At 47.7% G+C, this 24,084-nt stretch carries 18 protein-coding genes; 11 read left to right on the top strand and 7 right to left on the bottom strand.

Annotation, left to right across the window (positions count from 1 at the left end; translation table 11 throughout):
* Window position 1: 1 nt before the first annotated feature.
* Both EOO49_RS01070 and EOO49_RS01075 read left to right on the top strand, forming a co-directional pair.
* Complete coding sequence (locus tag EOO49_RS01070; protein ID WP_290842025.1) at window positions 2-592, top strand: DUF420 domain-containing protein; 591 nt, start codon at window positions 2-4, stop codon at window positions 590-592.
* On the top strand, window positions 582-815 hold the full coding sequence (locus EOO49_RS01075; RefSeq protein ID WP_290842026.1) for a hypothetical protein: 234 nt from the start codon (window positions 582-584) through the stop codon (window positions 813-815). The genes EOO49_RS01070 and EOO49_RS01075 overlap by 11 nt, the downstream gene beginning before the upstream one ends.
* Here EOO49_RS01075 and EOO49_RS01080 read toward each other — a convergent pair.
* Together EOO49_RS01080 and EOO49_RS01085 are read right to left on the bottom strand one after the other, a co-directional pair.
* The gene (locus EOO49_RS01080; protein WP_290842027.1) at window positions 812-1,267 is read right to left on the bottom strand and encodes a hypothetical protein; all 456 of its coding nucleotides are present in this window, start codon (window positions 1,265-1,267) and stop codon (window positions 812-814) included. The two genes, EOO49_RS01075 and EOO49_RS01080, sit on opposite strands and share 4 nt — an antisense overlap.
* Window positions 1,264-2,658, bottom strand: coding sequence for a DUF4403 family protein (locus tag EOO49_RS01085; protein WP_290842028.1), 1,395 nt, complete (start codon window positions 2,656-2,658; stop codon window positions 1,264-1,266). The genes EOO49_RS01080 and EOO49_RS01085 overlap by 4 nt, the downstream gene beginning before the upstream one ends.
* 172 nt (window positions 2,659-2,830) lie before the next feature.
* On the opposite strand from EOO49_RS01085, the gene EOO49_RS01090 reads away from it, so the two are divergent.
* The 7 genes from EOO49_RS01090 (at window position 2,831) to tsaB (ending at window position 10,697) form a co-directional block, all read left to right on the top strand.
* On the top strand, window positions 2,831-3,532 hold the full coding sequence (locus tag EOO49_RS01090) for an ABC transporter ATP-binding protein (RefSeq protein WP_290842029.1): 702 nt from the start codon (window positions 2,831-2,833) through the stop codon (window positions 3,530-3,532).
* A complete protein-coding gene (locus tag EOO49_RS01095) occupies window positions 3,525-4,769 on the top strand; it encodes an ABC transporter permease (RefSeq protein WP_290842030.1) in 1,245 nt (414 codons plus the stop codon). The genes EOO49_RS01090 and EOO49_RS01095 overlap by 8 nt, the downstream gene beginning before the upstream one ends.
* 1 nt (window position 4,770) lies before the next feature.
* A complete protein-coding gene (locus EOO49_RS01100; RefSeq protein ID WP_290842031.1) occupies window positions 4,771-6,033 on the top strand; it encodes an ABC transporter permease in 1,263 nt (420 codons plus the stop codon).
* A 72-nt stretch (window positions 6,034-6,105) separates the two neighbouring features.
* Window positions 6,106-7,221 carry an efflux RND transporter periplasmic adaptor subunit gene (locus EOO49_RS01105; RefSeq protein WP_290842032.1) on the top strand — a complete coding sequence of 372 codons (1,116 nt, stop codon included), beginning with the start codon at window positions 6,106-6,108 and terminating at the stop codon, window positions 7,219-7,221.
* A gap of 67 nt (window positions 7,222-7,288) precedes the next feature.
* Entirely contained in the window at window positions 7,289-8,725 is a 1,437-nt protein-coding gene (locus EOO49_RS01110; protein ID WP_290842033.1) for a TolC family protein, read from the top strand.
* Window positions 8,726-8,730: 5 nt separating this feature from the next.
* Window positions 8,731-10,035, top strand: a complete 1,305-nt coding sequence (locus EOO49_RS01115) for an efflux RND transporter periplasmic adaptor subunit (protein ID WP_290842034.1) — start codon at window positions 8,731-8,733, stop codon at window positions 10,033-10,035.
* Window positions 10,035-10,697 carry a tRNA (adenosine(37)-N6)-threonylcarbamoyltransferase complex dimerization subunit type 1 TsaB gene (gene tsaB, locus EOO49_RS01120; protein WP_290842035.1) on the top strand — a complete coding sequence of 221 codons (663 nt, stop codon included), beginning with the start codon at window positions 10,035-10,037 and terminating at the stop codon, window positions 10,695-10,697. Before EOO49_RS01115 ends, tsaB begins: the two co-directional genes overlap by 1 nt.
* Before the next feature lie 57 nt (window positions 10,698-10,754).
* On the opposite strand, the gene EOO49_RS01125 is transcribed toward tsaB, so the two are convergent.
* From EOO49_RS01125 to EOO49_RS01140, 4 genes are all read right to left on the bottom strand, one after another.
* Window positions 10,755-11,474, bottom strand: coding sequence for a hypothetical protein (locus EOO49_RS01125; RefSeq protein ID WP_290842036.1), 720 nt, complete (start codon window positions 11,472-11,474; stop codon window positions 10,755-10,757).
* A gap of 33 nt (window positions 11,475-11,507) precedes the next feature.
* On the bottom strand, window positions 11,508-12,362 hold the full coding sequence (locus tag EOO49_RS01130) for a mechanosensitive ion channel domain-containing protein (protein WP_290842037.1): 855 nt from the start codon (window positions 12,360-12,362) through the stop codon (window positions 11,508-11,510).
* Between the two features lie 214 nt (window positions 12,363-12,576).
* Complete coding sequence (locus EOO49_RS01135; protein WP_290842038.1) at window positions 12,577-12,837, bottom strand: hypothetical protein; 261 nt, start codon at window positions 12,835-12,837, stop codon at window positions 12,577-12,579.
* A gap of 40 nt (window positions 12,838-12,877) precedes the next feature.
* Window positions 12,878-14,905 (bottom strand): thioredoxin domain-containing protein, encoded by a 2,028-nt coding sequence (locus EOO49_RS01140; RefSeq protein WP_290842039.1) that lies wholly within the window; start codon window positions 14,903-14,905, stop codon window positions 12,878-12,880.
* Window positions 14,906-15,307: 402 nt separating this feature from the next.
* Here EOO49_RS01140 and EOO49_RS01145 point away from each other — a divergent pair, with 402 nt between their 5' ends.
* On the top strand, window positions 15,308-16,525 hold the full coding sequence (locus EOO49_RS01145) for a T9SS type A sorting domain-containing protein (protein WP_290842040.1): 1,218 nt from the start codon (window positions 15,308-15,310) through the stop codon (window positions 16,523-16,525).
* 428 nt (window positions 16,526-16,953) lie between these two features.
* On the opposite strand, the gene EOO49_RS01150 is transcribed toward EOO49_RS01145, so the two are convergent.
* Entirely contained in the window at window positions 16,954-17,847 is an 894-nt protein-coding gene (locus EOO49_RS01150) for a NifU family protein (RefSeq protein ID WP_290842041.1), read from the bottom strand.
* A gap of 145 nt (window positions 17,848-17,992) precedes the next feature.
* Between EOO49_RS01150 and EOO49_RS01155 the strand changes: the two genes are divergently transcribed.
* Window positions 17,993-24,084, top strand: a 6,092-nt coding sequence (locus EOO49_RS01155; protein WP_290842042.1) for a choice-of-anchor L domain-containing protein, incomplete at its 3' end; no start/stop codon positions are given.

Consider the following 24,084-nt stretch of genomic DNA (forward strand, 5'->3'; position numbering starts at 1 on the left):
AATGCAAGAAAATACACCATCGCTCGAAAAGCGAATGAGTAAATTGATCATCGCGGTTTCTATCGTGATTCCGGTCGTTGTGGCCGTTTTGTTTACGGTGAAGCTCAAGGATTTCGGTTTCGACGTCGAGCCGCTCTCGTTCCTGCCGCCAATTTACGCTGCAATCAACGGACTTACGGCTGTTGTTTTGGTCGTCGCGGTAATGGCCGTAAGACGCGGAAAACTCAAGTTGCACGAAAGATTGATGACGTTCGCGATTGCTTTGTCGCTGCTGTTTTTGGTGATGTACGTCGCTTATCACATGACGTCAGACAGCACGCGTTACGGCGATTCCAACCACGACGGACAAATGTCGGTCGAGGAAATTGCCGAAGCCGGAAAAATGCGTCTGGTGTACTTTTTTATCCTGATCACGCATATCATTCTATCGGTGGCGATCATTCCTATGGTTTTGTTCACTTACGTTCGCGCCCTTTCTCAAAGGTTCGACAAACACAAGAAACTCGGTAAGATCACGTACCCGATTTGGCTTTACGTGGCCGTTACCGGAGTCGTCGTCTACTTTCTGATTTCTCCGTATTATGCGCATTAAGCCACAAATTCCAGCGCTTGTTTTTGTCTTTGCACTTTTGTTGCTTCCGACTTTTGCCGAAGCCCAATGCGCGATGTGCCGAGCGGTTCTGGAATCGTCCGACGAAACAGACAAAGCCGAGGCTGTGAACGACGGAATCGTTTATCTGATGGCCGTTCCATACATTTTGGTAGGCGTACTCGGATTTTTCGTGTATCGGCTTTACAGCAAGAAAAAAGCCTAAAACGTCCAGCAGTAGATTTTTCCTTCGAACTTTCGCATCGAAACCAAAGTGTAAACGCAATGTGAGTGCTCTTTTTTGAGCGAAGTCACCGCGTTCACCAATGAAATCGAGTGTTCGCTCGTGAGATGCGGCTTGAGTTGGTACGTGAATTCCCAATCGTAGATCGCGCTTTCTTTCGATGTCTCGGAAAAATCAATGCTGAGAATTTTCGACAAAAAAGGCATCAATTCATCGATGGACGAAAATGCGACCGCCGATTTCTCCCTGAGCCGAAACCGCTTGTCTTCCAAAATAGTCACTTCTGATAAATTATCGCGCAAATAACCCGCAATCTCAACCAGCATTTCTTCGGTCGGATGCGCGAAACACAAGCCTTCGTCCAACCGCAAGTCTTTCCACAAATGGAAATCGTGTTGCTTGAAATAGGACTTTATCTTGTGCTGGAGTTTCATTTCATGCCGTCGATCTTGACGTCGATTTTGCCGTTTACGGTTACGAATGCGATTACGGCCTGGTTGGTCAATTGGATTTTCCCGAAGTTGATGTCGCCGATCGATCCGTTGACGAAAACGCCCGGCATCGGAGAATAATTGTTCAGGTAAGTCATCATGTTTTTACGGCCTTCCTCGAGATTCGGTTTGATCGAATAACGGCAACTTTCCTGCATTTTCTTGAGGATGTAACCGTTCATGAGCCAGTTCGCCGTTCGCATCAACTTGCTTTTCGTGTCGAGCACATAATCGAGTTGGTCGAAGTAAATCTCTTGGGTTTTCTCGTTGTATTGCGGAAATCCGGCCAGGTAAATCGTGCCATTCATGCTTCCGACCATATCCAAAGCGATGATCATTTTGCCTGATTTGTGCCAGATTTCGACCTTGGTGACTTTGACCTTTTTGCTGCCTTCGCCATATTCCTGATTCGCGAAATTCTGCGACATGATACGTGATGCGTCAGCGTAAGTCGAGACAGCGGCGATGTTTGCCGTGAAATGATCGGGCATTTTCGCGACGGGTTTCAGAACGATTTTGCTGCGGTCAAACTTTGCATCGGGTTTTTTTCCGACGAAGGTTTCCATCGTGCATTTCAGTCCCATTTCCATAGAGATCGCGTCTTTTTCGAGCTTGGCGTCGGTCGTATAAATTTCCGTCGGAACGGTTCTGAGCCAACTTTCGTAAGCCTCGCTCATCTGGATCGGAGCGGCGAGTTTCTCCAAAGCGTCGAGTACATTCGGCTTGAAATCCATCGATTTTTCAATGGCTTCGTCTATCGATTTCTCGATTTTCGATCCGTAAAGTTTTATCGCCGGATTCACGACATAAGTGATCGGGACTTGTCTTCCCATGACGGTCGTCGTAGGACTTTCTGTCCAATCGATGCTTTTGAGTTCGGTTTTGGTGAGCATTTTCCAGTTCGAAACGGCGACGTTGCTCAAAAGTGTGATTTTTCCGTTCAGGTTGAACTCTCTTGTCGAAGTCAAATCGACGCCAAGTGATTTTGTCCCGATGCGATATTTGACATTCACTTTCAGCGGAAGGATCGTCTTGATTTTCCCGTTTTCGTTCGAGAGCAAAATAGGCCCTTGCTTGTAAATCTGCATCTGCAAATCGTCGTCTTCGATATTTTTGTCCTCATAAATCAGTCCTGTCATATACTTATTGACCTGATTTTCTATGTCTTTCAACTTCATCTTGACGGGCAAATCGATGAACGATGGCGCGGTTTCGTACAACAAAGGCGTCGCATTATCCGGTTCCGGACGCAAAGCATCGATTTTTGAGGTTGAACCACAGCCAGTTAAAATGGCCGTAGCCGATATCGTGTAAACAAGGTTTCTGAAAGTCATTTCCGACGGAATTTTTGTCAAAAGTAACAAAACGCAAAATATTAGCGTTTGGTGTAACAATTACCTTTGGGTGAAGTCTTATTTGGGTGCCGATGGAATTCTCAAAATTTCGTCGGCATCAATCATCATCAAAAATCGAATCAATACAATTGTATCACCAAACAGACTGTCCATGATCGAGATCAAAGATCTTCACAAATCCTATAAGACAGGAAACTCGAGCCTTCACGTGCTCAAAGGCATCAACTTTAACGTCAAGGAAGGCGAACTCGTGGCCATTATGGGTTCGTCGGGTTCGGGAAAGTCCACACTTCTCAATATTTTGGGAATTTTGGACGAAGCCGATACTGGAAGTTACACGTTAGACGGCGTTCCGATCAAGAAACTCAACGAGACGATCGCCTCGCGCTACCGCAACCAATTTCTGGGTTTCGTGTTCCAGTCGTTTAACCTGATAAACTACAAATCGGCACTTGACAACGTTGCGATGCCTTTGTATTACCAAGGAATCAAGCGAAAGGAAAGAACCGACATCGCGATGAGTTATCTCGAAAAAGTTGGATTGGCGTCTCACGCACAGCACTTGCCCAACGAAATGTCAGGCGGACAAAAACAACGCGTTGCCATCGCACGAGCGCTCGCTTCGCATCCGAAAGTTTTGTTGGCCGATGAACCTACGGGCGCGCTAGACACCAAAACGTCTTACGAAGTCATGGAACTCATCCAAGGCATAAACGACGAAGGGAAAACCATCCTGATCGTTACGCACGAACCCGATATTGCCGCCATGTGCAAGCGAAACGTAGTCCTCAAAGACGGACTTATCATCGACGATGTAATGGTTGAACAGCAAAGGGCGAGTTCTTATGTTTAACATCGAACGCTGGCAAGAGATTTTCGAGGCCATTTCCAAAAACAAACTGCGCACTTTCCTTACGGGAATTTCTGTTGCGTCGGGAATTTTCATTCTCGTGATCTTGCTCGGAGCCGGAAAAGGCCTGCAAAATGGAATCGAGAAACAGTTCGCACGCGACGCCGAAGGAATCGTCGAGGTTTGGAGCGGCGTGACCACGAAAGAGTACAAGGGTTTGAACCCGGGACGTTTTGTCCAGATGCACAACTCCGACTACGATCTTTCGGTTCAGAAACTGGGCGACCAAATGGTGTTGAAATCAGCGGGTGCGGGCGTTTGGCAGACGCAATTCGCCTACAAGAAAGAAACGGGAAGTTACCAGGTTCGCGGCGCCAATGCAGATATGCAAGGTATCGAAGCCATGAAGATGATTTCGGGGCGTTTCATCAACCAGAACGATCTGATCAATGCCGAAAAAGTCGCCGTCATCGGGAACAAGCTCAAACTGACGATGTTCAAGGAAGAAGATCCGATAGGAAAAATCTTCACGATAAACGGCATTCCATTCAAGGTCATAGGCGTTTTTACCGATCCGGGAGGCGAACGTGAGGAATCGCGCGCTTTTCTGCCGTTTACGACAACCCAAAACGTCTTCGGACTAGGACAGAACATCAACAACATGTTCTACACGCTGAAAAAGTCGAACGATTACGATCAGGCGTTGGCCGAATCGAACCGCTTCAAGAAAGAACTCGAGTCGATGCTCAAAGCCAAGAACGTGGTCGCTCCAGACGACGACGGAGCGATCCAGGTGCACAGTTCGGTGGAAGAAGCCAAGAAATTTTACGACCTGAATTTGTACATAAGACTTTTCTTTTGGTGGGTCGGAATCTGTACGATCGTCGCCGGAGTCGTCGGCGTAAGCAATATCATGTTGATCATCGTCAAGGAACGCACCAAGGAAATCGGTATCCGAAAAGCACTTGGAGCGTCTCCGTTTTCCATTGTCGTGATGATCTTGCACGAATCGATCTTCATCACTACAATCGCCGGTTTCATCGGATTGCTCGCGAGTCTGGCTTTGCTGGAATTCGTCGGGCCGATGATCACTAGCGAGTTTTTCCAGAATCCGCAAGTTGACTTCAATGTCGCGCTCACAACCTTGGTGTTGCTGATAATTGCGGGCGCCGGCGCCGGATTTTTCCCAGCTTACCGAGCGGCCAGAATCAAACCGATAATCGCTTTAAGAGAAGAATAATATGTTCGACAGAGACAAATGGGGAGAAATCCTGCAGGCACTTTCAGCCAATCCGGTTCGCACGGCTCTTACGGCTTTTGGCGTTTTTTGGGGAATTTTCATTCTCGTGATTTTGCTCGCGGCCGGAAAAGGTCTCGAGAATGGCGTAAAGAAAGGATTCTCAGGAATTGCGACCAACACGATGTTCATGTGGACGCAAGTCACGTCCAAACCACATAAAGGCTTGCCGATTGGGCGTCATTTCAATTTCAAGAACGAGGATGTTCCGGCGTTGAAAGCCAATTTCCCCGACTTGCTTTACGTTTCCCCGAGAAACCAATTGGGCGATTACCAAGGCGCGAGCAATGTGATCCGGGGCGACAAAACCGGCGCTTTTGGCATTTATGGCGATTATCCGGAGTTGACTTCCCAGGAATCGATGGACATCATCAAAGGCCGATTCGTAAACCACGGCGACATCAACGCCAAACGCAAAGTCGCGGTAATTGGGCAAGGCGTGATCAATCTGATGTACAAACCCGGCGAAGAAGTGATAGGAAGTTACATCAAGATCAACGGCGTGACTTTTATGGTAGTGGGCGTTTACAAATCGCGAAACACCGACGGCGGCGTCGAGCAGGCGCAAAAGAACATCTTCATCCCGTTCACGACTTTTCAACAGGCTTTCAATTACGGCGATGTCGTCGGATGGATGGCCATCACCGCAAGAGACGGAGCGTCGATTACCGAGATGAAAAAAGACATCATCAATTTTCTCAAAACCAGACATTCGGTGCATCCGGATGACGAACGCGCCATCGGTAATTTCGATTTGTTCGAGGAATACAGCAAGATCAACGGACTTTTCCTGATTTTGAGGTTCATCGCTTATTTCGTCGGAACTTTGGTTTTGCTTTCGGGCGTTATCGGAATTTCGAACATTATGCTTATTGTCGTCAAGGAGCGAACCAAGGAAATCGGTATCCGACGGGCTTTGGGCGCGACACCGGGAACGATCCGAAAGCAAATTCTGACCGAATCGATTTTCCTAACGATCATCGCCGGAATGGCCGGAATAGCATTTTCCACTGCACTTTTGGCCGGAATCAACGCCTTGCTCGATTCGATGCCAAGCGACGACATGATGTTCGCCAATCCCAGCGTCGATTTGCTCGTCGTGTTTTTTGCGCTTCTGGTTTTGGTCGGATCAGGATTGCTCGCCGGATTCATTCCTGCCCAAATCGCGATCAGCGTGAAACCGGTCGATGCTTTGCGGACGGAATAAGTCGGAATTTGTATGAATCAAGATTTTAGAGTAAACGAATAAAATAACATCATCAATCAATATCACTAAACAATGAAAAAAGGATTAACCGTAACCATTCTCGTTTTTATCGCTGTGGTTTTTGTCGGGGCTTTGTATTATCTGTACGCCAAAAATCAGGAGTCGCCCGTGGTTTTCCAAACCGAGAAACCCGAAACCAAAACGATCACAAAAACCACGATCGCAACAGGAAACATCGTGCCTGACGAAGAAGTTCTGATCAAGCCGAACATCTCCGGAATCATCGAAAAAGTGTTCATCAAGGCCGGAGAAAACATCAAGGCCGGCGATCCGATCGCGCTTATAAAAGTTGTTGCGAACGTGTCGAGTTTGAGCAATTCACAAAATCAGGTCGTCGCAGCTAAAATCGAGCTCGACAATCAGGAACGCGTCTATAAAAGGCAGAAATCGCTTTTTGACAAGGGCGTTATTTCGGCGAACGAATTCCAGTTGGCCGAAACTGCGTGGATGCAGGCAAAACAAACCTATACATCGGCGAAACAAGGTTTGGATATCGTGAAAACGGGAACGTCGGCCGGACTTGGAAGTTATGCCAACACAATGATCCGCTCGACGGTCAACGGCAAAATCCTCGACGTTCCGGTCAAGGTCGGAAATCAGGTGATCGAAGCCAACAATTTCAACGAAGGCACGACAATCGCGACTTTGGCCGATACGGACAGAATGATTTTCGTCGGAAAATTGGATGAATCCGAAGTGGGGAAAGTGAGAGAAAACCTTCCGATCGAAATTACAGTGGGAGCGATCGAAAACAAAAAGTTCGACGCAATCCTGAACTACATCGCGCCAAAAGGCAAAACCGAAAACGGGGCGATCCAATTCGAGATCAAAGGTGCTTTGCAGAACCGCGACACGACTTTTATCCGCGCTGGCTTGTCGGCGAACGCTTCGATCATTCTGGCGAAAGCCGAAAACACTTTGGCGATCAAGGAATCTTTGGTGCAGTTTGACGAAAAGACCAAAAAATCGTTCGTGGAAGTGGAAACCGCTCCGCAAAAATTCGAGAAAAGAACGATCGAACTTGGCGTGAGCGACGGCATTTACGTCCAAGTAAAAAGCGGATTGAAGAAAGACGACAAGATCAAAATCTGGAATCAGGCGCTCGACAATTCGCAAGGCAAACAGTAAGCAACAATCATTAGTCAAAAAATCATAAATTTGTGCAGCCCAAAAAGCCGTGCAACAACAAATCACCATGAGAAAAATCACTGCAATCCTAGCGCTGCTGCTCGCCTCGACCAGTATTTCGTTTGCACAAGAGGGCAAAAAATGGACGTTGCGCGAATGCGTCGAATATGCGCTCAAGAACAATATCCAGATCAAACAGTCCGAACTTGACATACAACTTGCCGCCATTGACAAGAAAGATGCGATCGGGAATTTTCTTCCTTCCTTGAACGCGAGTGCGAACCACAGTTGGAACATCGGTTTGAACCAGAACATCACGACCGGTTTGCTCGAAAATCAAACAACACAGTTTACGCAGGCCGGACTCAACGCCGGAATCGACATCTACAAAGGCTTGCAAAACCAAAATACGCTTCGACGTTCGAAGTTGTCGATCATCGCGGCGCAATACCGTCTGGACAAGATGAAAGACGATGTTTCGCTGAATGTGGCGAATGCTTTTCTTCAGATTCTGTTCAACAAGGAAAATCTCAAAGTTCAAAAAGCCCAGTTGGCGAACAACCAAAAGTTGATGACGCGAACCCAGGAATTGGTGAACGCCGGTTCTGTGCCCAGAGGCGATTTGGCCGATATGAAAGCGACTGTCGCAACGAGCCAAAAAGCGGTCGTCGACGCCGAGAACGTAATGCTGATTTCAAGATTGAGTCTGGCGCAATTGCTCCAAATCGAGGATTTCAAGGATTTCGATGTAGCCGATAACGACTATGAAGTTTTTGAAAGTCCGGTGATGCAGGAATCGCCTAAGGCCATTTTCGAAAAAGCCAAAGAAGCCAGAAACGAGATCAAGATCGCAAGAGCGAATTTAGAGTTGGCCGAAAAAGACGTGAAAATCGCCAGAGGAACGCTTCAGCCGAACCTTCAGGGCTTTTACAGTTTCAGTACGCGTGCTTCTTATGCCGACAGAGTGATCGGCGGAACACCAGATCCGAACAATCCAACGACAACTATCGGAACGGTCGAAGGTACTGGCCAAAACGTAATCCAGCCGAACTTTATTCCTGTTCTAGGGAAATACGAGCCGATTTTCGACCAATTCAGCGCCAACAAAGGACACAACTTCGGACTTCAACTGAGCATTCCGATCCTTAACGGATTTCAGGCAAGAAACGGCGTCGAGCGTTCAAAAGTCGCGCTCGAGCGTTCCAAAATCGCATTTTCGCAAGCGGAACTCGATTTGGAAAGAAACGTTTATCAAGCGTTCGTCGATGCCAAAAACGCGCTTCAGTCTTACGAAACGGCTTTGGTCGCGGTCGAGGCTAGAGAGTTGGCGTTCAATTATGCGCAAGAGCGTTACAACGTGGGAATGATGAACTCTTTCGACCTGAATCAGGCGCAGACTTTGTTCGTGAATTCCCAGTCGGATGCGGCGCGAGCGAAATTTGATTATATCTTTAGGGTAAAAGTCGTAGAATTCTACTTCGGAATTCCCATCCAACAAAAATAAAAGCCATGTCAAAAAAAACGATGTATTTTCTCCTGGGCGGCGTCCTCGTCCTGATTGTTGCAATGATCGCGTTGTCGAAATCGGGCGCCATCGGAAACAAAGATGAAGGAACCGAAGTCGAAACGGCCAAAGTCGAGGAAATGACAATCGTGGAAACCGTGTCGGCTACGGGAAAAGTACAACCTGAAATCGAGGTCAAAATCGCGCCTTTGGTGTCGGGAGAAATCATTGAACTTCCCATCAAGGAAGGACAAATCGTCAAAAAAGGCCAGCTTTTGGCTAAGATCAACCCTGATGTTTACACTTCAGGATTCAATCGCACAGTTTCGAATCTCTCCGGAACGAAAGCGGGTTTGAGCCAAGCCGATGCGCAATTCGCCGAGGCCAAAGCCAACTACGACAGAAACAAGACGCTTTTCGACAAAGGCATCATTTCGAAAGCCGACTGGGACAAGGCCATTTCGTCTTTTGCAGTTGCGAAGGCCAACAAACAATCGGCTTATTACAATGTGCAAAGTGCGGAAGCGACAGTTAGCGAAGCCAAAGACAATCTGGGGCGAACCAACATTTATTCGCCAGCCGACGGAACGATTTCGGCATTGAACGTCGAACTCGGCGAGCGCGTTTTGGGAACACAGCAAATGGCCGGAACCGAATTGCTTCGCGTGGCCAATTTGAACAACATGGAAGTCGAAGTCGACGTGAACGAGAACGACATCGTAAAAATCAGCGTTGGAGATTCGGCAAATGTCGAGGTCGACGCTTATCTCAAAAAGGAATTCAAAGGCGTCGTAACGAGTATTTCCAATTCTGCAAGTACAACCACGACAGCCGACCAAGTCACGAATTTCAAAGTAAAAGTGAGAATCGTCAAGGAATCGTATCAGGATTTGATCGATGGAAAACCGTCCAATTATTCGCCTTTCCGTCCGGGAATGACCGCGACCGTAGATATTATCACCAAGAAACGCGTCGGTGTGACCGGAGTTCCGATCAGCGCTGTCGTAGTCAAAACCGATACGACTGCCAAAAAGACGTTCAAGGTCGAGGATAAAAATTCTGAAGAAGCGTTGAAAAAGGCCAAAACCGAGAAGAAATTCGAGTGCGTGTTCGTCAAAAATGGCGACAAAGCCCAGATTCGCGTGATCAAAACCGGAATTCAGGACGATGCGAACATCGAAGTGACTTCGGGTCTCAAGAAAGGCGATGTCGTGATCGTCGGACCTTATAATGTCGTGACCAAAGAACTTGCTTCGGGCGACAAAGTCAAGTCTGGAGAAAAATCCGAAGCCAAAAAAGACAAAGGTTAATGGCGTTGATCCTCAATATCGAAACGGCTACCAAAAATTGTTCGGTGGCTTTGGCCGAAGACGGGAAAACGCTTGCGAGCCGCGAAATTTCGGGTCCAGGTTATTCGCATGCGGAAAAACTCCACGTGTTCATAGACGAAGTGATTGCCGAAGCCGGAAAGAAATTTTCTGACTTGAAAGCAGTCGCCGTGAGTCGCGGGCCAGGTTCTTACACTGGTTTGAGAATTGGCGTTTCGGCAGCAAAAGGTTTGTGTTTCGCTTTGGAAATCCCGCTTATTTCAGTCGATACTTTACAGGTTTTGGCCGCTCAGGCAAAGGTTCCAGACGGTTTGCTGATTCCGATGTTGGACGCCAGGCGAATGGAAGTTTACAGCGCGATTTTTTCTGCAGATTTGAATCAAATCCGCGAGACTAAAGCCGAAATCATCACTGAGGAATCGTTCACGGAAATCTCTGAAAAGGCTTATTTTCTGGGCGACGCGAACGATAAATGCAAACCATTCCTGACTCGCGCGAACTTTGTATTTTTGGATGAAATGGTCTTTCCATCGGCCAAAGAAACGGCGGCTTTGAGCTTTGACAAATTCCAGAAATCCCAATTCGAAGACGTAGCTTATTTCGAGCCTTTTTACCTCAAAGATTTCGTCGTTGGCGGGAAATGATCGTTGCTTTCGATGCTTTTTACTCAGGCTCGATCAACTTGCAAAAACTGGTGAATATCATTCGTAACGTTCGATGACCGAATCGCGTTTTGTCACGACAATTTTCCCTTTCACGACCTTTTGATATTCCTTGTAACGGATCTGAAACTGTTCGCCTTCGACATATTGCAGGTAATCTGAGAACGTTTCGGTCGATTCCAATTTTCCCGATTTGTCGAAACGATGGTGTTTTGTCGTCTCGAAATACCGTCCGAAATTCCCTGTCACGAGTATTTTTCGGACAGAATCGACTTCGACGCTGTTGTCTGATAAGTCGTTAGAAAGCTCAAAATTTTTTGTTTTGCGATTGAACAGATAAACGCTCGTGATCTCGTTCTCGGCTGAGCTTCCGTAACTTCGGATCAGGAAATCGTTGAATCCGTCGAAGTTGACATCCCGAAAATGATCCGCGGAAGCGAAATCAAAACCGTATTTGAGGCAACATTCTATGTGTTTCAGCAAAAGACGCCGGGTTTTTGTATCGCGGATTTTTATCAACTCCACTTTGCCTTCGTCTACCAGAGTATCGGTTTGCTCCCAAACACATTCGAGTCCGTTTATGCGGAAAGGCTCGCTGGTTTTTATGACAGATCCGGGTTTGGCGATCGTGATTTCGGTCTTGGAAACAGTGTCGGCAATCGGCTTTTCAGTTTTGTCAGAAATCTTCTTGTTTCCGCAATCGGCGAAAGCGAACACCAACAACAAATACAGAATCGGGATTGATTTGAAAGTTCGCATTTCTGACGCAAATTTGGCGCGGAAAAACCGCAATTATTGAACCGAACGCTCTTTCATGATTGGTTGGATCGAGATTCCCGCGGCGTCGAACGCGTCTTTTCCTTCTTCGAGAATTTCGGCAACCATATCGCTGAAATCGTTGGTTTTCGCCCAGGAACGCACAGCGAGGTTTATTGAATGGTCGGTCAAATCGCGAACGACGATCGACGGTTCGGGCTTTGGCAACACGTTTTTGTTTTTTCTGAGAACTTCGAGCAAGATTTCGCGCACTTGTTTGATGTTCGTGTCGTAAGAAACCGTAAACGTCAGGTCTGAGCGGCGCAGGCCTTCCATCGAGAAATTTATGATCGTTCCGTTTGACAGCGCGCCGTTCGGGACAAAAATCGTCTGGTTGTTTCCGGTAATCAGTTTCGTGACGAAAATCTGGATTTCAGAAACGGTTCCAGTCACGCCTTGTGCCTCGATCGTGTCGCCGACGCGGAAAGGTTTGAACATGATGATGAGCATTCCGCCGGCAAAATTCGAAAGCGAACCCTGAAGCGAAAGTCCGATCGCCAATCCCATCGCGCCAAGAATCGCAACGAAAGACGAAGTTTCGATCCCGAGTCGCGAAATCACCGTGATGAACAACAAAACCCGCATCGCCCAAAGCAAAATGTCGGCCAGAAACTTCGAAAGCGTCGGGTCGAGCTCGCGTTTGACCATGATGCGTTTGATCACGCGATTGATGAGCCGAATCGTCCAAAGTCCGATAAAAAGAACGACAATCGCCGAAATAAGCCGAGGCGTATAATCGATTAGCCACGTCATCGATTTGTGGACGTAATCTGTCAAGGTTGTGAAGTCTGAGACGAGTTCTCTCTTTTCTGTGGTTTCGAGGTTTTGCATGCCGCAAAAATAGAGATATTAGAGGATAGACGAAAAGATAATAGATAATAGACGTAAAGATGAAAGACGGGCCGCGGTGTAAAAAATGGCTTCAGTTTAAAAAAAAAACGACAGATTTCTCCATCGCAATGTCTATTATCTATCAGTCCAGTATCTATTATCTGCCAGTCTATTATCTGCCAATCTATTATCTGCCAATCTATTATCTTCAGTCCTAATCGGCAGGTTCTTCGAATCTGTTTTCGCTTTCGCGGTCGGCTTGGCGGATGTCTTCGATGTCCTCGTTTCCTTCATTGGCGAATGCGCTTGTCTTTTCTACGATCGGTTCGGTGGTTTCCGACATGATTTCGGGTTGAGGCGCGTAATAATCTGAAGCGTCTTTCACCGGATCGTTCGCGGTTTCGATAGGCGGCGGTTCGTTCCCGTTTTCAGGCGGTCCGCCAAATAGTCTTTTGAAGAAATTTCCCAATCCCATTTTGTCTTAGATTTATGGTTACTTCCTAAATGTAAGCAATTTAAGTGGTTGGCAGTAAATTTTTTAATGCCGATTCCAAATCGGTTTCAGGCAATTGGCAAGTTTGGTTTTGGCAGATGTAATACAGATTTTGTCCCTCGGAAAACCGATTTTCCAAGAACGGGATTTTCGATTCTTTCGAAGTTCCGGCCAAAGTGACATTCGGAAGATATTGCGAGTTGATTTCGGCTGCGTCCGACAATGCGTTCGGACCGCAAACAGCCAATTCGCGCTGACTATCGGAATAATTTAAAAACACATTGAGCCAATTCGAAAAAGCCGAAGGATAATCGACCACCGGAATGATGTGATTGAGCATATTCTCGCACTTGGTTTCATAATGCTGATTGCCGAAATGGATCGAAAGTTTATACAGATTCTCGCACATCACAGAGTTCGAAGCCGGAATCACGTTGTCCTCCATCTCGTAATGACTCGCGACCAAAGCTTTGTCGAGCCTTGACGTGAACTGGAAAAATCCGCGTTCGGCATCGAAAAAATGGTCGAAACAATAGTCGCAAAGTTGTTTGGCGTCAGTAAGGAATTTCTCGTCCAAAGTCACTTCGTAAAGCGCGATGAAGGCGTCGATCGTGAATGCGTAATCTTCGAGATAACCGTTGATCGTGCTTTTGCCGTTTTTGTGATTGTGCCACAAATTTCCGTTTGGTGACCAACATTCGCGTCTGATGAAATTGGCGTTTTCAAGTGCCGATTCGAGATATTCCTTATACCCGAGTGCTTTGTAGGCGTCGACGAAACCTTTTAGCATGATCGCGTTCCAGGACGTAAGCGATTTGTCGTCAAGTCCCGGACGTGCCCGGTTTTCTCGCGCCTCGAACAACTTTTTTACCCAACGCTGTTTGTTTGCAAGCAAATCGTCTATCGGGATTTTGTGGATTTCAGCCTGTTCTTCTGAAGTGTGTTTTTGGATAAGGACGTAATTGCCGTTTTCCCAATGTCCGAAGTCGTTTATATTGTAGATTTTGCCGAAAAGTTCAAAATCGTCTTCAAGTATCTTTTCGAGTTCCGATTTTGTCCAGACATAAAACGCACCTTCTTCGGAATGCCCGTTTTCGTCTTTGGAATCGGCGTCAAGCGCGGAATAGAATTCACCGTTTTTGCCTTTGAGCTCGCGGTTGACGAATTTCAAAGTGTCTTCGACGACTTCGGCGTAAAGCGGATTTCCCGTGAGTTTGTAAGCATCGGCGTAAAGCGAAACCAATTGTCCGTTGTCGTATAACATTTTCTCGAAATGCGGAACGTGCCATTTGAAATCGACCGAATAGCGCGAAAATCCACCGCCGACGCTATCGAAAATTCCGCCCAAAGCCATCTTTGTCAACGTCAGGTTCACGAAATCGAGCAGATCTGGATTTTGGGTTTGGAAACCGTAGCGCATCAGGAATTTGAAGTTGTTCGGAAGCATGAATTTTGGCGCTTTTTGGTAACCTCCAAATTCCCAATCGAAGCTTTTTGACCAGTTCGCGAGCAAATCGGACAGTTTTTGCTGGCTCGGAAATCCGTTTCCCTGATTCTCGTTCGGAAGAATGTTCAGCGCTTCAAGGCCTTCGTGCAATTTTCCGGCGTAATCAAACATGCGGTGCGGCTCGTTTTTCCAAAGATTCTGCAAGTGGTCGAGCGTTTGCATCCAATCGCCTTTCTTGAAATACGTTCCGCCCCAAACCGGACGTCCGTCGGGCAATGCGACTACGTTCATTGGCCAGCCGCCGCGTTGCGTCATCAGCTGCACGGCTTTCATGTAAACCGCGTCGACATCGGGACGTTCTTCGCGATCGACTTTTATGTTGACGAAATGTTCGTTCATCAGGTTCGCCGCCTCGCCATCTTCGAAGGTTTCGTGTTCCATGACGTGGCACCAGTGGCAAGCCGAATATCCCACAGATATCAGAATCAACTTCTTTTGCGCTTTCGCCGATTCGAGCGAAGTTTCGTTCCAGGCTTTCCAATGCACGGGATTTTGAGCGTGTTGGAGTAGGTAAGGGCTGGTTTCTTTGGAAAGTTCGTTCATCTTCGGTGAGGTGGTTTGTGATTTTATTGGTCGGACTGCTTGGATGTCTATCGGATCGAAATAATTGCGACTTGGATTGGGATTGATTTTTATTGGATTTCGATTCGATTTCCGGCGGAATTTTCGTGGGATTTTGGTAGGAAATCTTTGTCGATTTTACTGGTCGATTTCTTTGCTTTTGCAGACCTAACAAATCTCGAAGATTTGTTAGGTCTAGCAAAGTTACCCTTGAAAAACCAAATTTCATTACAGATTTTCTGTAGAAATTGTTAAAACTGAACTTTTGGAAGTTTAGATTGCGCGATTCGAGAACATCGGTTGAAAACGGATCAAAATCAATTCGGGATAATTTGCTGCCGTTTAGCGAATTGTCCTATCATTGCAAAAAACAAAACCAACCAAATGAAAAACAAGACTACTTTGCTGACGAATGCTTTTTTGGCGACTGTTTTTGCGGTCAATCTGTCATCAGGACAATGGCAATCGCAAACTTCGCCCACGACACAAAAATTGGAGGCTTTGTACTTCACGAGTCCAACGACGGGATTCACCTCGAGCTCGAACACTTCCCAACTGTATAAGACAGTTGACGCAGGCGTGACTTGGGCGACCGTAGGCGCATTTTCATCGCGTGATCTTTGGTTCATCGATTCGAACATCGGGTTCGCCTCGTCGTCGATAGCTTCAGCCAGTGGCACGATGAAAAAGACCACGAACGGCGGCTCTGCGTGGACGCAAATTACCGCTCCGAACAGCAGTTCTTATCTGGGTGTGAGCGCCACATCGGCTACGAACGCATATTTCATCAATACGGAAGGAAAAGTCATCAAAACCACAAATGGCGGAACAAGCGTAACGTCGTACACACTTCCGCTGACAACGCCGTCGAGCCAGTCGCTGATGGATATTTTCTTCGTGAACGCGACCACTGGTTTCGTATGTGCGCAAGGTGGCCAAATCTTCAGGACGACCAATTCCGGAACTTCTTGGACAGCACTAACGCCGAATGTCGGAACAAGTGCGCTCAACTCGCTTTATTTTACGGATGCACTTACCGGATATGCGACAGGTTCAGGAGGAAAAGTAATCAAGACGACAGACGGCGGGACGACTTGGGTAGACAAATCGGTTCCGGGAAATTTCGCTTTTAACGGCGTTCGGTTTTTCGATGCGAACGTAGGCTTGGTCGTCGGACTTTCGGGAAGGATTTTCAGGACGATGGACGGAGGCGACACTTGGGTGCAACAAGCTTCAGGCACGACAGAACATTTGCGGAGCGTATTTTTCCTCAATGCCACGAGTGCGATAATTGTCGGTGACGCGGGAACGATACTCAAGAACAACGATGTCTTATCTGAAAAAGACTTTGTTTTGAAACCTGTGTTTTCACTTGCTCCGAATCCGATTGACGAAACGTCTGTACTTTCTGTGCAAAACGTCGAAGATTTCAGCGCGCTTTCGATTGAAATTTATGACGTCACAGGAAAGTTGGTCAAGAAAGACGCGATCAAGTCACAGCACTACAATTTGTCGCGAAGCGAATTCACGCCCGGCGTTTATGTCATCAAGATCAAAGATGGCAGCGGCGTTTTGGAAACCCAGAAATTTATCGTGAAATAGATTTCGAAACTGACTTGAAACGGAAGATTTTCCGCGGGAGATTTGATGTTGAATCGAACGGTCAATCTTACGCTTTTTTGCTTTGGAAAAACGTCCGAAAGTGGCATTTTCCAAGACCTGACAAATCTCCGAGATTTGTTAGGTCTGGCTGCAAATTTCGAGGATTTTAAGAAGTCTACATTACAGATTTCCTGTAAAAAATGTTAAAAGCCACCTAAAGAAACGGCAATTCGTAGTTTCTCAAGTCGCCTAGCCCAGATGGCAGCGGTTAGCCTTTTGCAGGAAGCGCCCTGTTTTTGTTGGTTTGGCAAAGCGACCGCAGGAAGCTCTTGGCAAACCTCTACAAAAACACGGCGTTTTCAAGAAAGCTAAAAGTGGACAGCTGGATTTTGCTCCCAATAAAAAAGCGCCCTTTCGAGCGCCTTATCTTATCCGTTCAAGGCTTCCACCTTGATGTTTTCGTCGTGAAGCATGTCTTTGAGCATGTTCTCGATTCCGCTTTTGAGCGTGAAAGTCGAGGACGGACAACCGCTGCACGCGCCTTGAAGCACCACTTTTACGCGTTTGTCATCGGCGTCGTACGAATCGAATAGAATGTTTCCACCATCGGCCTGAACCGCGGGTTTGACATATTCTTCAAGAATGTTGATGATTTGCTGAGAAGTCACGTCGAGGATGTCGAAATTGGCGTGCTTTTGCTTTTCCTGTTTCGGACTTGACGCGATCAGTTCTTCGTCGATCGCCGTTCCTCCGTTTTCGATGTATTGCTTGATGAAAGTTCTCAGCTCAAGCGTAATTTCATCCCAGGAATAGCTTTCGTACTTGGTGACCGACACGTAATTCTCGTCGATAAAAACCTCTTTCACGTAAGGGAATCGGAACAATTCCTTGGCCAACGGCGACGGCGTGGCTTCGTCGATGTTCTTGAACTCGGCTGATGACTTGGTGAGCATCCGACTGACCACGAATTTTAGTGCCGATGGATTTGGCGTGATTTCACCGTAAACCGTAATCGGTTGCTTTTTAGGTTGTTCTTCTTCGATCAGGATCGGATTGCCTGAATTGGCGTAGTTTTCGATCTGTTCGGCTACTTCATCCTGAACATCTTCCCATTCTACAATGCTGTATTTTTCGATGGCGATGAAATTTCCCGAGATATAAACCGTTTTGACAAAAGGCAGGAAAAATAATTGCTTGGCAAGTGGCGAATTCTTGGTGTCGTCGATGTTCTTGAATTCGTGATTTCCGCTCTTCGAGATGAATTCCGGGAATTCAAATTTGACGATTGCGGCGTTTTGGGTGGGCTTTATTGAAATTCTCATTGAAAGTGCGCGTTTACTAATTTTGGATGCAAATTTAACAAACATATGATTGGTGTTTTTCTATATTTGGGGATTAAAAAAAAATTAACACAACTTAAAGTTTTCAGAATAAAAACCTGAAAACTGATTCCATCTTTGTACTTCTATGAAAAAAACTTTACTTCTGCTGTTTTTTTTCTTTCTATCTGTTAGTGCATTTTCCCAAGCTGACATCGTAGTTACGAATTCGGATTACTCAAATTACTACATTCCTGGCACGACATCGACTTACACGGTGACCGTCACGAATTTTGGGCCGAACGCGGCGACGAACGTCAACGTGCAAAATGCGATTCCCAACGGCATAGAATACTTCTCGTGGACGGGAAGCAACGGTAGCAGCGGCGTCAACGATCCGCTGAACAACACCATTGCAAACCTGCCTGTAGGCCAAACCGTTACTTATACGATTTGGATGGAGATTCCGGCCTCGATGTTCGGACCTTTGACTAGCACGACTGCCGTGACTTCGACATCTGTCGATCCGAATCCAACGTGTCCGCAATGCGTCGATACGAACGTTCGAGCGCTTGGAGCCGATTTGGAAGTAACGAATACTGACAATCAGACGCAATACGTTCCAGGCGGAACAAATGTCTACACGGTCACGGTTCACAACAACGGTCCTTTGACTGCGGCCAATGTTGTGGTGAGTAACCCGATTCCGGCCGGAATTCCTGCCGCGAACTTTTCGTGGACGGGAAGCAATGGTTCCTCCGGGACTGGCGTTCCTTTGAACAACACGGCTCCATCGATCGTTGCCGGATCAAGTGTCGTCTATACGGTAACCATACAAATTCCAACGACATTTACCGGAAACTTGACCAGTACCGTTTCAACCACAACGCCTTCGATAGATCCGGTTCCGGGATGCGCAGGTTGTACCGATGTCGACACACAAGGTTTCGGCGCCGATCTCGAAATCACGAATACGGACGGTCAAACGACGTACGTGTCCGGGACGACGAATACATATACAGTCACCGTCACGAACAACGGGCCCGGAGTGGCGACAGGCGTTCAGGTTGACAATGCGATTCCCGCGGGTATTCCTGCCGGGAATTTTTCTTGGAATGGCTCTAACGGAAGTTCGGGAACGGGCATTCCTTTGAGCGATTTGATCCCGACAATGGCGCCTGGAACCACGATCACTTATACGATTCTGGTAAATATCCCAGGAACTTTGACAGCGCCTTCGTTGACAAGCCAAGTTGTGGTAACAAGTACTTCCACAGATCCGACTCCGGCTTGTACACAATGTACAGATACGGATACTTACACTTTCGGCGCAGATTTGGTCGTGACCAATACTGATTACAACGTGACTTACGTTCCGGGAACGAACAATACTTATATCGTTACGGTTACAAATCTTGGGCCGCTGGCCGCCACAAACGTCATCGTCACGAATCCGATTCCAGCCGGAATCACTGCATTTTCTTGGACGGGAACAAACGGCTCGAACGGAACTAACGTCGCCCTTAACAATACGATTCCTACTTTAGTTGCCGGAGCGACGGTTACCTATACCATCACTTTGGGCGTGCCCGCCGGATTTACGGGGCCGCTTACGAGCGTAGCCAACGCGACAAGTGTAACACCAGATCCAAATCCGGGTTGTACGACTTGTAGCGATACAGATACGCAAGCACCGGCCGGCGGAGCTGATTTGGTCGTGAACAAAACTGATGGGGTCACGTCGTTCACGCCGGGAAGCTCAGTTGTTTACACGATAACAGTTCACAACAACGGACCGAACGCTGCGACAAACGTGGATATAGTCGATAACGTTCCTGCGGGAGTTCCTGCCGCGAATGTTACCTGGACGGGTCCGGGAAGTACGACCGGAACTGGAAATATCAACCAGAACTTTGCGTCGGTTGCCGTTGGTCAGACCTTGACTTATACGGTTACGGTTCTCGTTCCGGCAAGTTTCGACCAAGCGACCAATTTGGTCAATACGGTCGCGGTTACGAGCGATACGCCAGATCCGAATCCGGGTTGCGCGACTTGCACCGATACCGATACGCCTTTCGCTTACGCGGATCTGGTCACTTTCAAGACCGATAACAGCACGACTTACAACAGTGACGGTAACGTAACATACAACATTTCGATCACCAACCTTGGGCCAAGCGACGCTGTGAATGTTCAGGTCAACGATCCGCTTCCGAACCAGATCACGACCATGAACTGGGCAGGAAGTAACGGTTCTTCCGGAACGGGCGCACTTTCTGATTTGATCGCGAGCATTCCGGCCGGCACGATGGTCACTTACCAAGTCACAATCGCCGTTCCCGAAAATTATAACTTGACCAACACGACCTTGACCAATACGGTTTCGGTTTCAAGTCCTACGCCAGATCCGGTTCCTGCTTGTGGTGGATGTACCGATACCAGCAATGCTTCGCCAAGGCATATAGAAGTGAAAAACGATATCCACACGCTGGCAGAACTTGTTGAAGACGTTCTGATTCACTCGGAGTGTGCTGAAGTTGATAATATCACGGCAATTGGATATTCTGCATCACAAAATTCATCAATCGGATATTTCAGGAGACAAAACGCCGACTTTCCTTTTAAGGACGGTGTCGTGATGGCGAGCGCCGGAACAGGTTTTTTGGCGCAGCATTACAATAATCCGCCGGGAGAAACGGCAGGAACAGGTTTTAACAATCCTGGACCTGGAAACGTGCCAAGACCGGAAATTCAGGACTTGCAGACAATCAGTAACTCGATTCCTCTTAACGGAAATAAGTGGCTGCAAGACTATTCTGAAATTAAGTTTAATTTTACGCCTTTAACAACCAGTTTTAGCTTCAACTTCTTGTTCTCTTCAGAAGAATATGGCTTTTGGCAGTGTACATTTGGAGATGTTTTCGCGTTTATCCTTAAGGATATCACAGCTGGAACGCCTGGAGTAAATTTGGCAGTTGTTCCCAATACAAATACACCTATCGGTGTGACGTCTATCCATGATATAGCGTATAATGGGAACTGTGTCTCGGAAAACGCTCAATACTTCGACCTGTTTTCTCCGTCAATTCCGTCGAATCAGACGCCTGTAAACATCCAAGGTTTACTTTATCCAATGACGGCGGCTGCAACGGTTATTCCGAACCACGTTTACGAAATCAAACTTTGTGTGGCCGACTTGCAGGATACTGCGTTGGCAACGGCCGTTTTCATCGAAGGTGGAAGTTTCAACGTAGGCCAAACGAATCTCGTAGGAGAAGGTTTCGAAAACGACTCTTACAACGAATGGCCAGATTTGGTCGGTCCTGCGGCAGTTTGTCCGGGTCAGCCTAAAACGCTTTTCGCGGGCTCTTCCCCAATTGCCGGTGCTACTTATCAGTGGTATTTGAACGATTTGCTTATTCCGGGTGAAACCAATTACTCGATTGTGATCGATGAGGCCGGAATTTACTCTGTGGTCGTAGCGATTGGCGGAGGTTGTCAGCAAACAGACAACATCGTCGTGGAATACCAACCTGATATGCCATTGGAAGATTCCGCAAACTTGGTGCTTCCGTTTTGCGCAGGTCAACCTATCGATCTTTCTGAAATCGAACCGGATTTGATCAACGGACATCCGGAATTCATGATCGATACTTATGAGGATTCTGAGCCGAATGCACAAGTTCAGGCAGGAAGTATCGGCAACTACAACAATTATATGGGTACGGACGGAGAAGTCATTTGGGTTTCCGTGATCGATCCGCTAGGTGGTTCCGAATGTTTCGGTATCCGATATTTCACACTTCAGGAAATTACGCCGCCTCAAGCTATCCAACTCCCGAACGAATCGGTTTGCGACTGCTTCACCTTGCAGGCACTTCCGGCGGGACAATTCTACAATTCCGCATCTGACGGAACCGGAACGGCTTACGTTTCCGGCGACCAAATCTGTAGCAACGCGACACTTTACGTGATTGCCGACATCAATACGCCTCAAGCATGTAGAACTTTTACTTCGTTCACCATTTCGGTAAACGCAACTCCGGTAGTTCCGGTCGTGGCCGATGTAACGGTTTGCGACAGCTATACGTTGCCAACTTTGCCTGCGGGTCAATTTTATAACACAGCTTCGAACGGATCTGGTGTAACTTATCCAGCTGGTCAGGTTTTCAATACCAACCAAACGATTTGGGTGGTTTCGGGCACGAATCCTATCTGTCAAACTTCTGCCGATTTCGATATCACGATCATTCCAACTCCTCAAGCAACGCAACTTGCAGATGTTTCTTGGTGTGATTGTTACACGCTTGCGGCGATTCCTGCTGGTCAAGTTTACAACACAGCCTCAAACGGAACCGGGACGGCTTACGCTGCAGGAGATTTGATCTGTAGCAATATCACGCTTTATGTGATTGCCGAATCTGGTACGACGCCAAACTGCCGAACATTTACAGATTTCGACATTGTCATCACGCCAACGCCAACGACTCCTGTGGTTGCAAACGTTACGGCTTGCGATACTTATTCGCTTCCGACTTTGCCAGCGGGTCAATTCTACAACACGCTTTCTGACGGAACGGGAACTACTTATCCGGTTGGTCATAACGTAACTGCGACCGAGACAATTTGGGTAGTTTCGGGCAACAATCCGAGCTGTCAGGCATCGGCGAGTTTCGTGGTAACGATCAACGTCACACCGACGCAACCATCAGTTTCAGACGTTACGGCTTGCGACAGCTACCAACTTCCGGTGCTTGCGGCAGGTCAATATTACAACACACAATCCGGCGGAACGGGCACGACTTATCCTGCGGGACAGATCATCAGCAACACCGAAACAATCTGGGTTATCGCCGAAACGGGCACGACCCCGAACTGTTTGGTTGAGGACAGTTTCCTTGTGACGATCAATCCTACGCCAGCGGTTCCGACCGTTTCCAACGTAACAGCTTGCGACACTTACTCGCTTCCTGCACTTGCGGCCGGCCAGTTCTACAATACTTTAGCCGATGGAACGGGAACGACGTATCCGACAGGTTACAGCGTAACCGCTACGCAAACGATTTGGGTCGTTGCTCAGACCGGCACTGTTCCGAACATCTGTCAATCATCGGCAAGTTTCGTGGTGACAATCAACGTCACTCCGACGCAACCATCTATTTCAGACGTTACCGCTTGCGACAGCTACCAACTTCCGGTGCTTGCGGCAGGTCAATATTACAACACACAATCTGGCGGAACGGGCACGACTTATCCTGCGGGACAAATCATCAGCAACACCGAAACAATCTGGGTTATCGCCGAAACGGGCACGACCCCGAACTGTTTGGTTGAGGACAGTTTCCTTGTGACGATCAATCCTACGCCAGCGGTTCCGACGGTTGCCAATGTAACAGCTTGCGACACTTACTCGCTTCCTGCACTTGCGGCCGGCCAGTTCTACAATACTTTAGCCGATGGAACGGGAACGACGTATCCGACAGGTTACAACGTAACTTCTACCGAAACGATTTGGGTCGTTGCACAGACCGGAACTGCTCCGAACATCTGTCAATCATCGGCAAGTTTCGTGGTAACGATCAACGTCACACCGACGCAACCATCTGCTTCAGACGTTACGACTTGCGACAGCTACCAACTTCCGGTGCTTGCGGCAGGTCAATATTACAACACACAATCCGGCGGAACGGGCACGACTTATCCTGCGGGACAAATCATCAGCAACACCGAAACGATTTGGGTGATTGCCGAAACGGGAACAACTCCGAACTGTTTGGTTGAGGACAGTTTCCTTGTGACGATCAATCCTACGCCAGCGGTTCCGACGGTTGCCAACGTAACAGCTTGCGACACTTATGCGCTTCCTGCACTTGCTGCCGGCCAGTTCTACAATACTTTAGCCGATGGAACGGGAACGACGTATCCGACAGGTTACAGCGTAACCGCTACGCAAACGATTTGGGTCGTGGCTCAGACCGGAACTGCTCCGAACATCTGTCAATCATCGGCAAGTTTCGTGGTAACGATCAACGTCACACCACAAGCTGACGCCCCGGCCAACGTGAGCGCGTGCCAGCAGTATGCGCTTCCTGCGCTGACGGCAGGGCAGTACTTCAACGGTCCGAACGGTACGGGCGGCAGCCTTTCCGCGGGCACGGTGCTCACGGCGAGCCAGACGGTGTACGTGTATGCCGAGACGGGCACCACGCCTAACTGCTCGACCCAGAACAGCTTCACGGT

Origin of the sequence: Flavobacterium sp., from assembly GCF_004295795.1 — a bacterium.
Classification (GTDB): domain Bacteria; phylum Bacteroidota; class Bacteroidia; order Flavobacteriales; family Flavobacteriaceae; genus Flavobacterium.

Excerpts from the sequence above, each read along its gene's own strand:
- EOO49_RS01070 (WP_290842025.1), top strand. The coding sequence starts at position 2 with ATGCAAGAAAATACACCATCGCTCGAAAAGCGAATGAGTAAATTGATC.
- EOO49_RS01075 (WP_290842026.1), top strand. The coding sequence starts at position 582 with ATGCGCATTAAGCCACAAATTCCAGCGCTTGTTTTTGTCTTTGCACTT.
- EOO49_RS01080 (WP_290842027.1), bottom strand. The coding sequence starts at position 1,267 with ATGAAACTCCAGCACAAGATAAAGTCCTATTTCAAGCAACACGATTTC.
- EOO49_RS01085 (WP_290842028.1), bottom strand. The coding sequence starts at position 2,658 with ATGACTTTCAGAAACCTTGTTTACACGATATCGGCTACGGCCATTTTA.
- EOO49_RS01090 (WP_290842029.1), top strand. The coding sequence starts at position 2,831 with ATGATCGAGATCAAAGATCTTCACAAATCCTATAAGACAGGAAACTCG.
- EOO49_RS01095 (WP_290842030.1), top strand. The coding sequence starts at position 3,525 with ATGTTTAACATCGAACGCTGGCAAGAGATTTTCGAGGCCATTTCCAAA.
- EOO49_RS01100 (WP_290842031.1), top strand. The coding sequence starts at position 4,771 with ATGTTCGACAGAGACAAATGGGGAGAAATCCTGCAGGCACTTTCAGCC.
- EOO49_RS01105 (WP_290842032.1), top strand. The coding sequence starts at position 6,106 with ATGAAAAAAGGATTAACCGTAACCATTCTCGTTTTTATCGCTGTGGTT.
- EOO49_RS01110 (WP_290842033.1), top strand. The coding sequence starts at position 7,289 with ATGAGAAAAATCACTGCAATCCTAGCGCTGCTGCTCGCCTCGACCAGT.
- EOO49_RS01115 (WP_290842034.1), top strand. The coding sequence starts at position 8,731 with ATGTCAAAAAAAACGATGTATTTTCTCCTGGGCGGCGTCCTCGTCCTG.
- tsaB (WP_290842035.1), top strand. The coding sequence starts at position 10,035 with ATGGCGTTGATCCTCAATATCGAAACGGCTACCAAAAATTGTTCGGTG.
- EOO49_RS01125 (WP_290842036.1), bottom strand. The coding sequence starts at position 11,474 with ATGCGAACTTTCAAATCAATCCCGATTCTGTATTTGTTGTTGGTGTTC.
- EOO49_RS01130 (WP_290842037.1), bottom strand. The coding sequence starts at position 12,362 with ATGCAAAACCTCGAAACCACAGAAAAGAGAGAACTCGTCTCAGACTTC.
- EOO49_RS01135 (WP_290842038.1), bottom strand. The coding sequence starts at position 12,837 with ATGGGATTGGGAAATTTCTTCAAAAGACTATTTGGCGGACCGCCTGAA.
- EOO49_RS01140 (WP_290842039.1), bottom strand. The coding sequence starts at position 14,905 with ATGAACGAACTTTCCAAAGAAACCAGCCCTTACCTACTCCAACACGCT.
- EOO49_RS01145 (WP_290842040.1), top strand. The coding sequence starts at position 15,308 with ATGAAAAACAAGACTACTTTGCTGACGAATGCTTTTTTGGCGACTGTT.
- EOO49_RS01150 (WP_290842041.1), bottom strand. The coding sequence starts at position 17,847 with ATGAGAATTTCAATAAAGCCCACCCAAAACGCCGCAATCGTCAAATTT.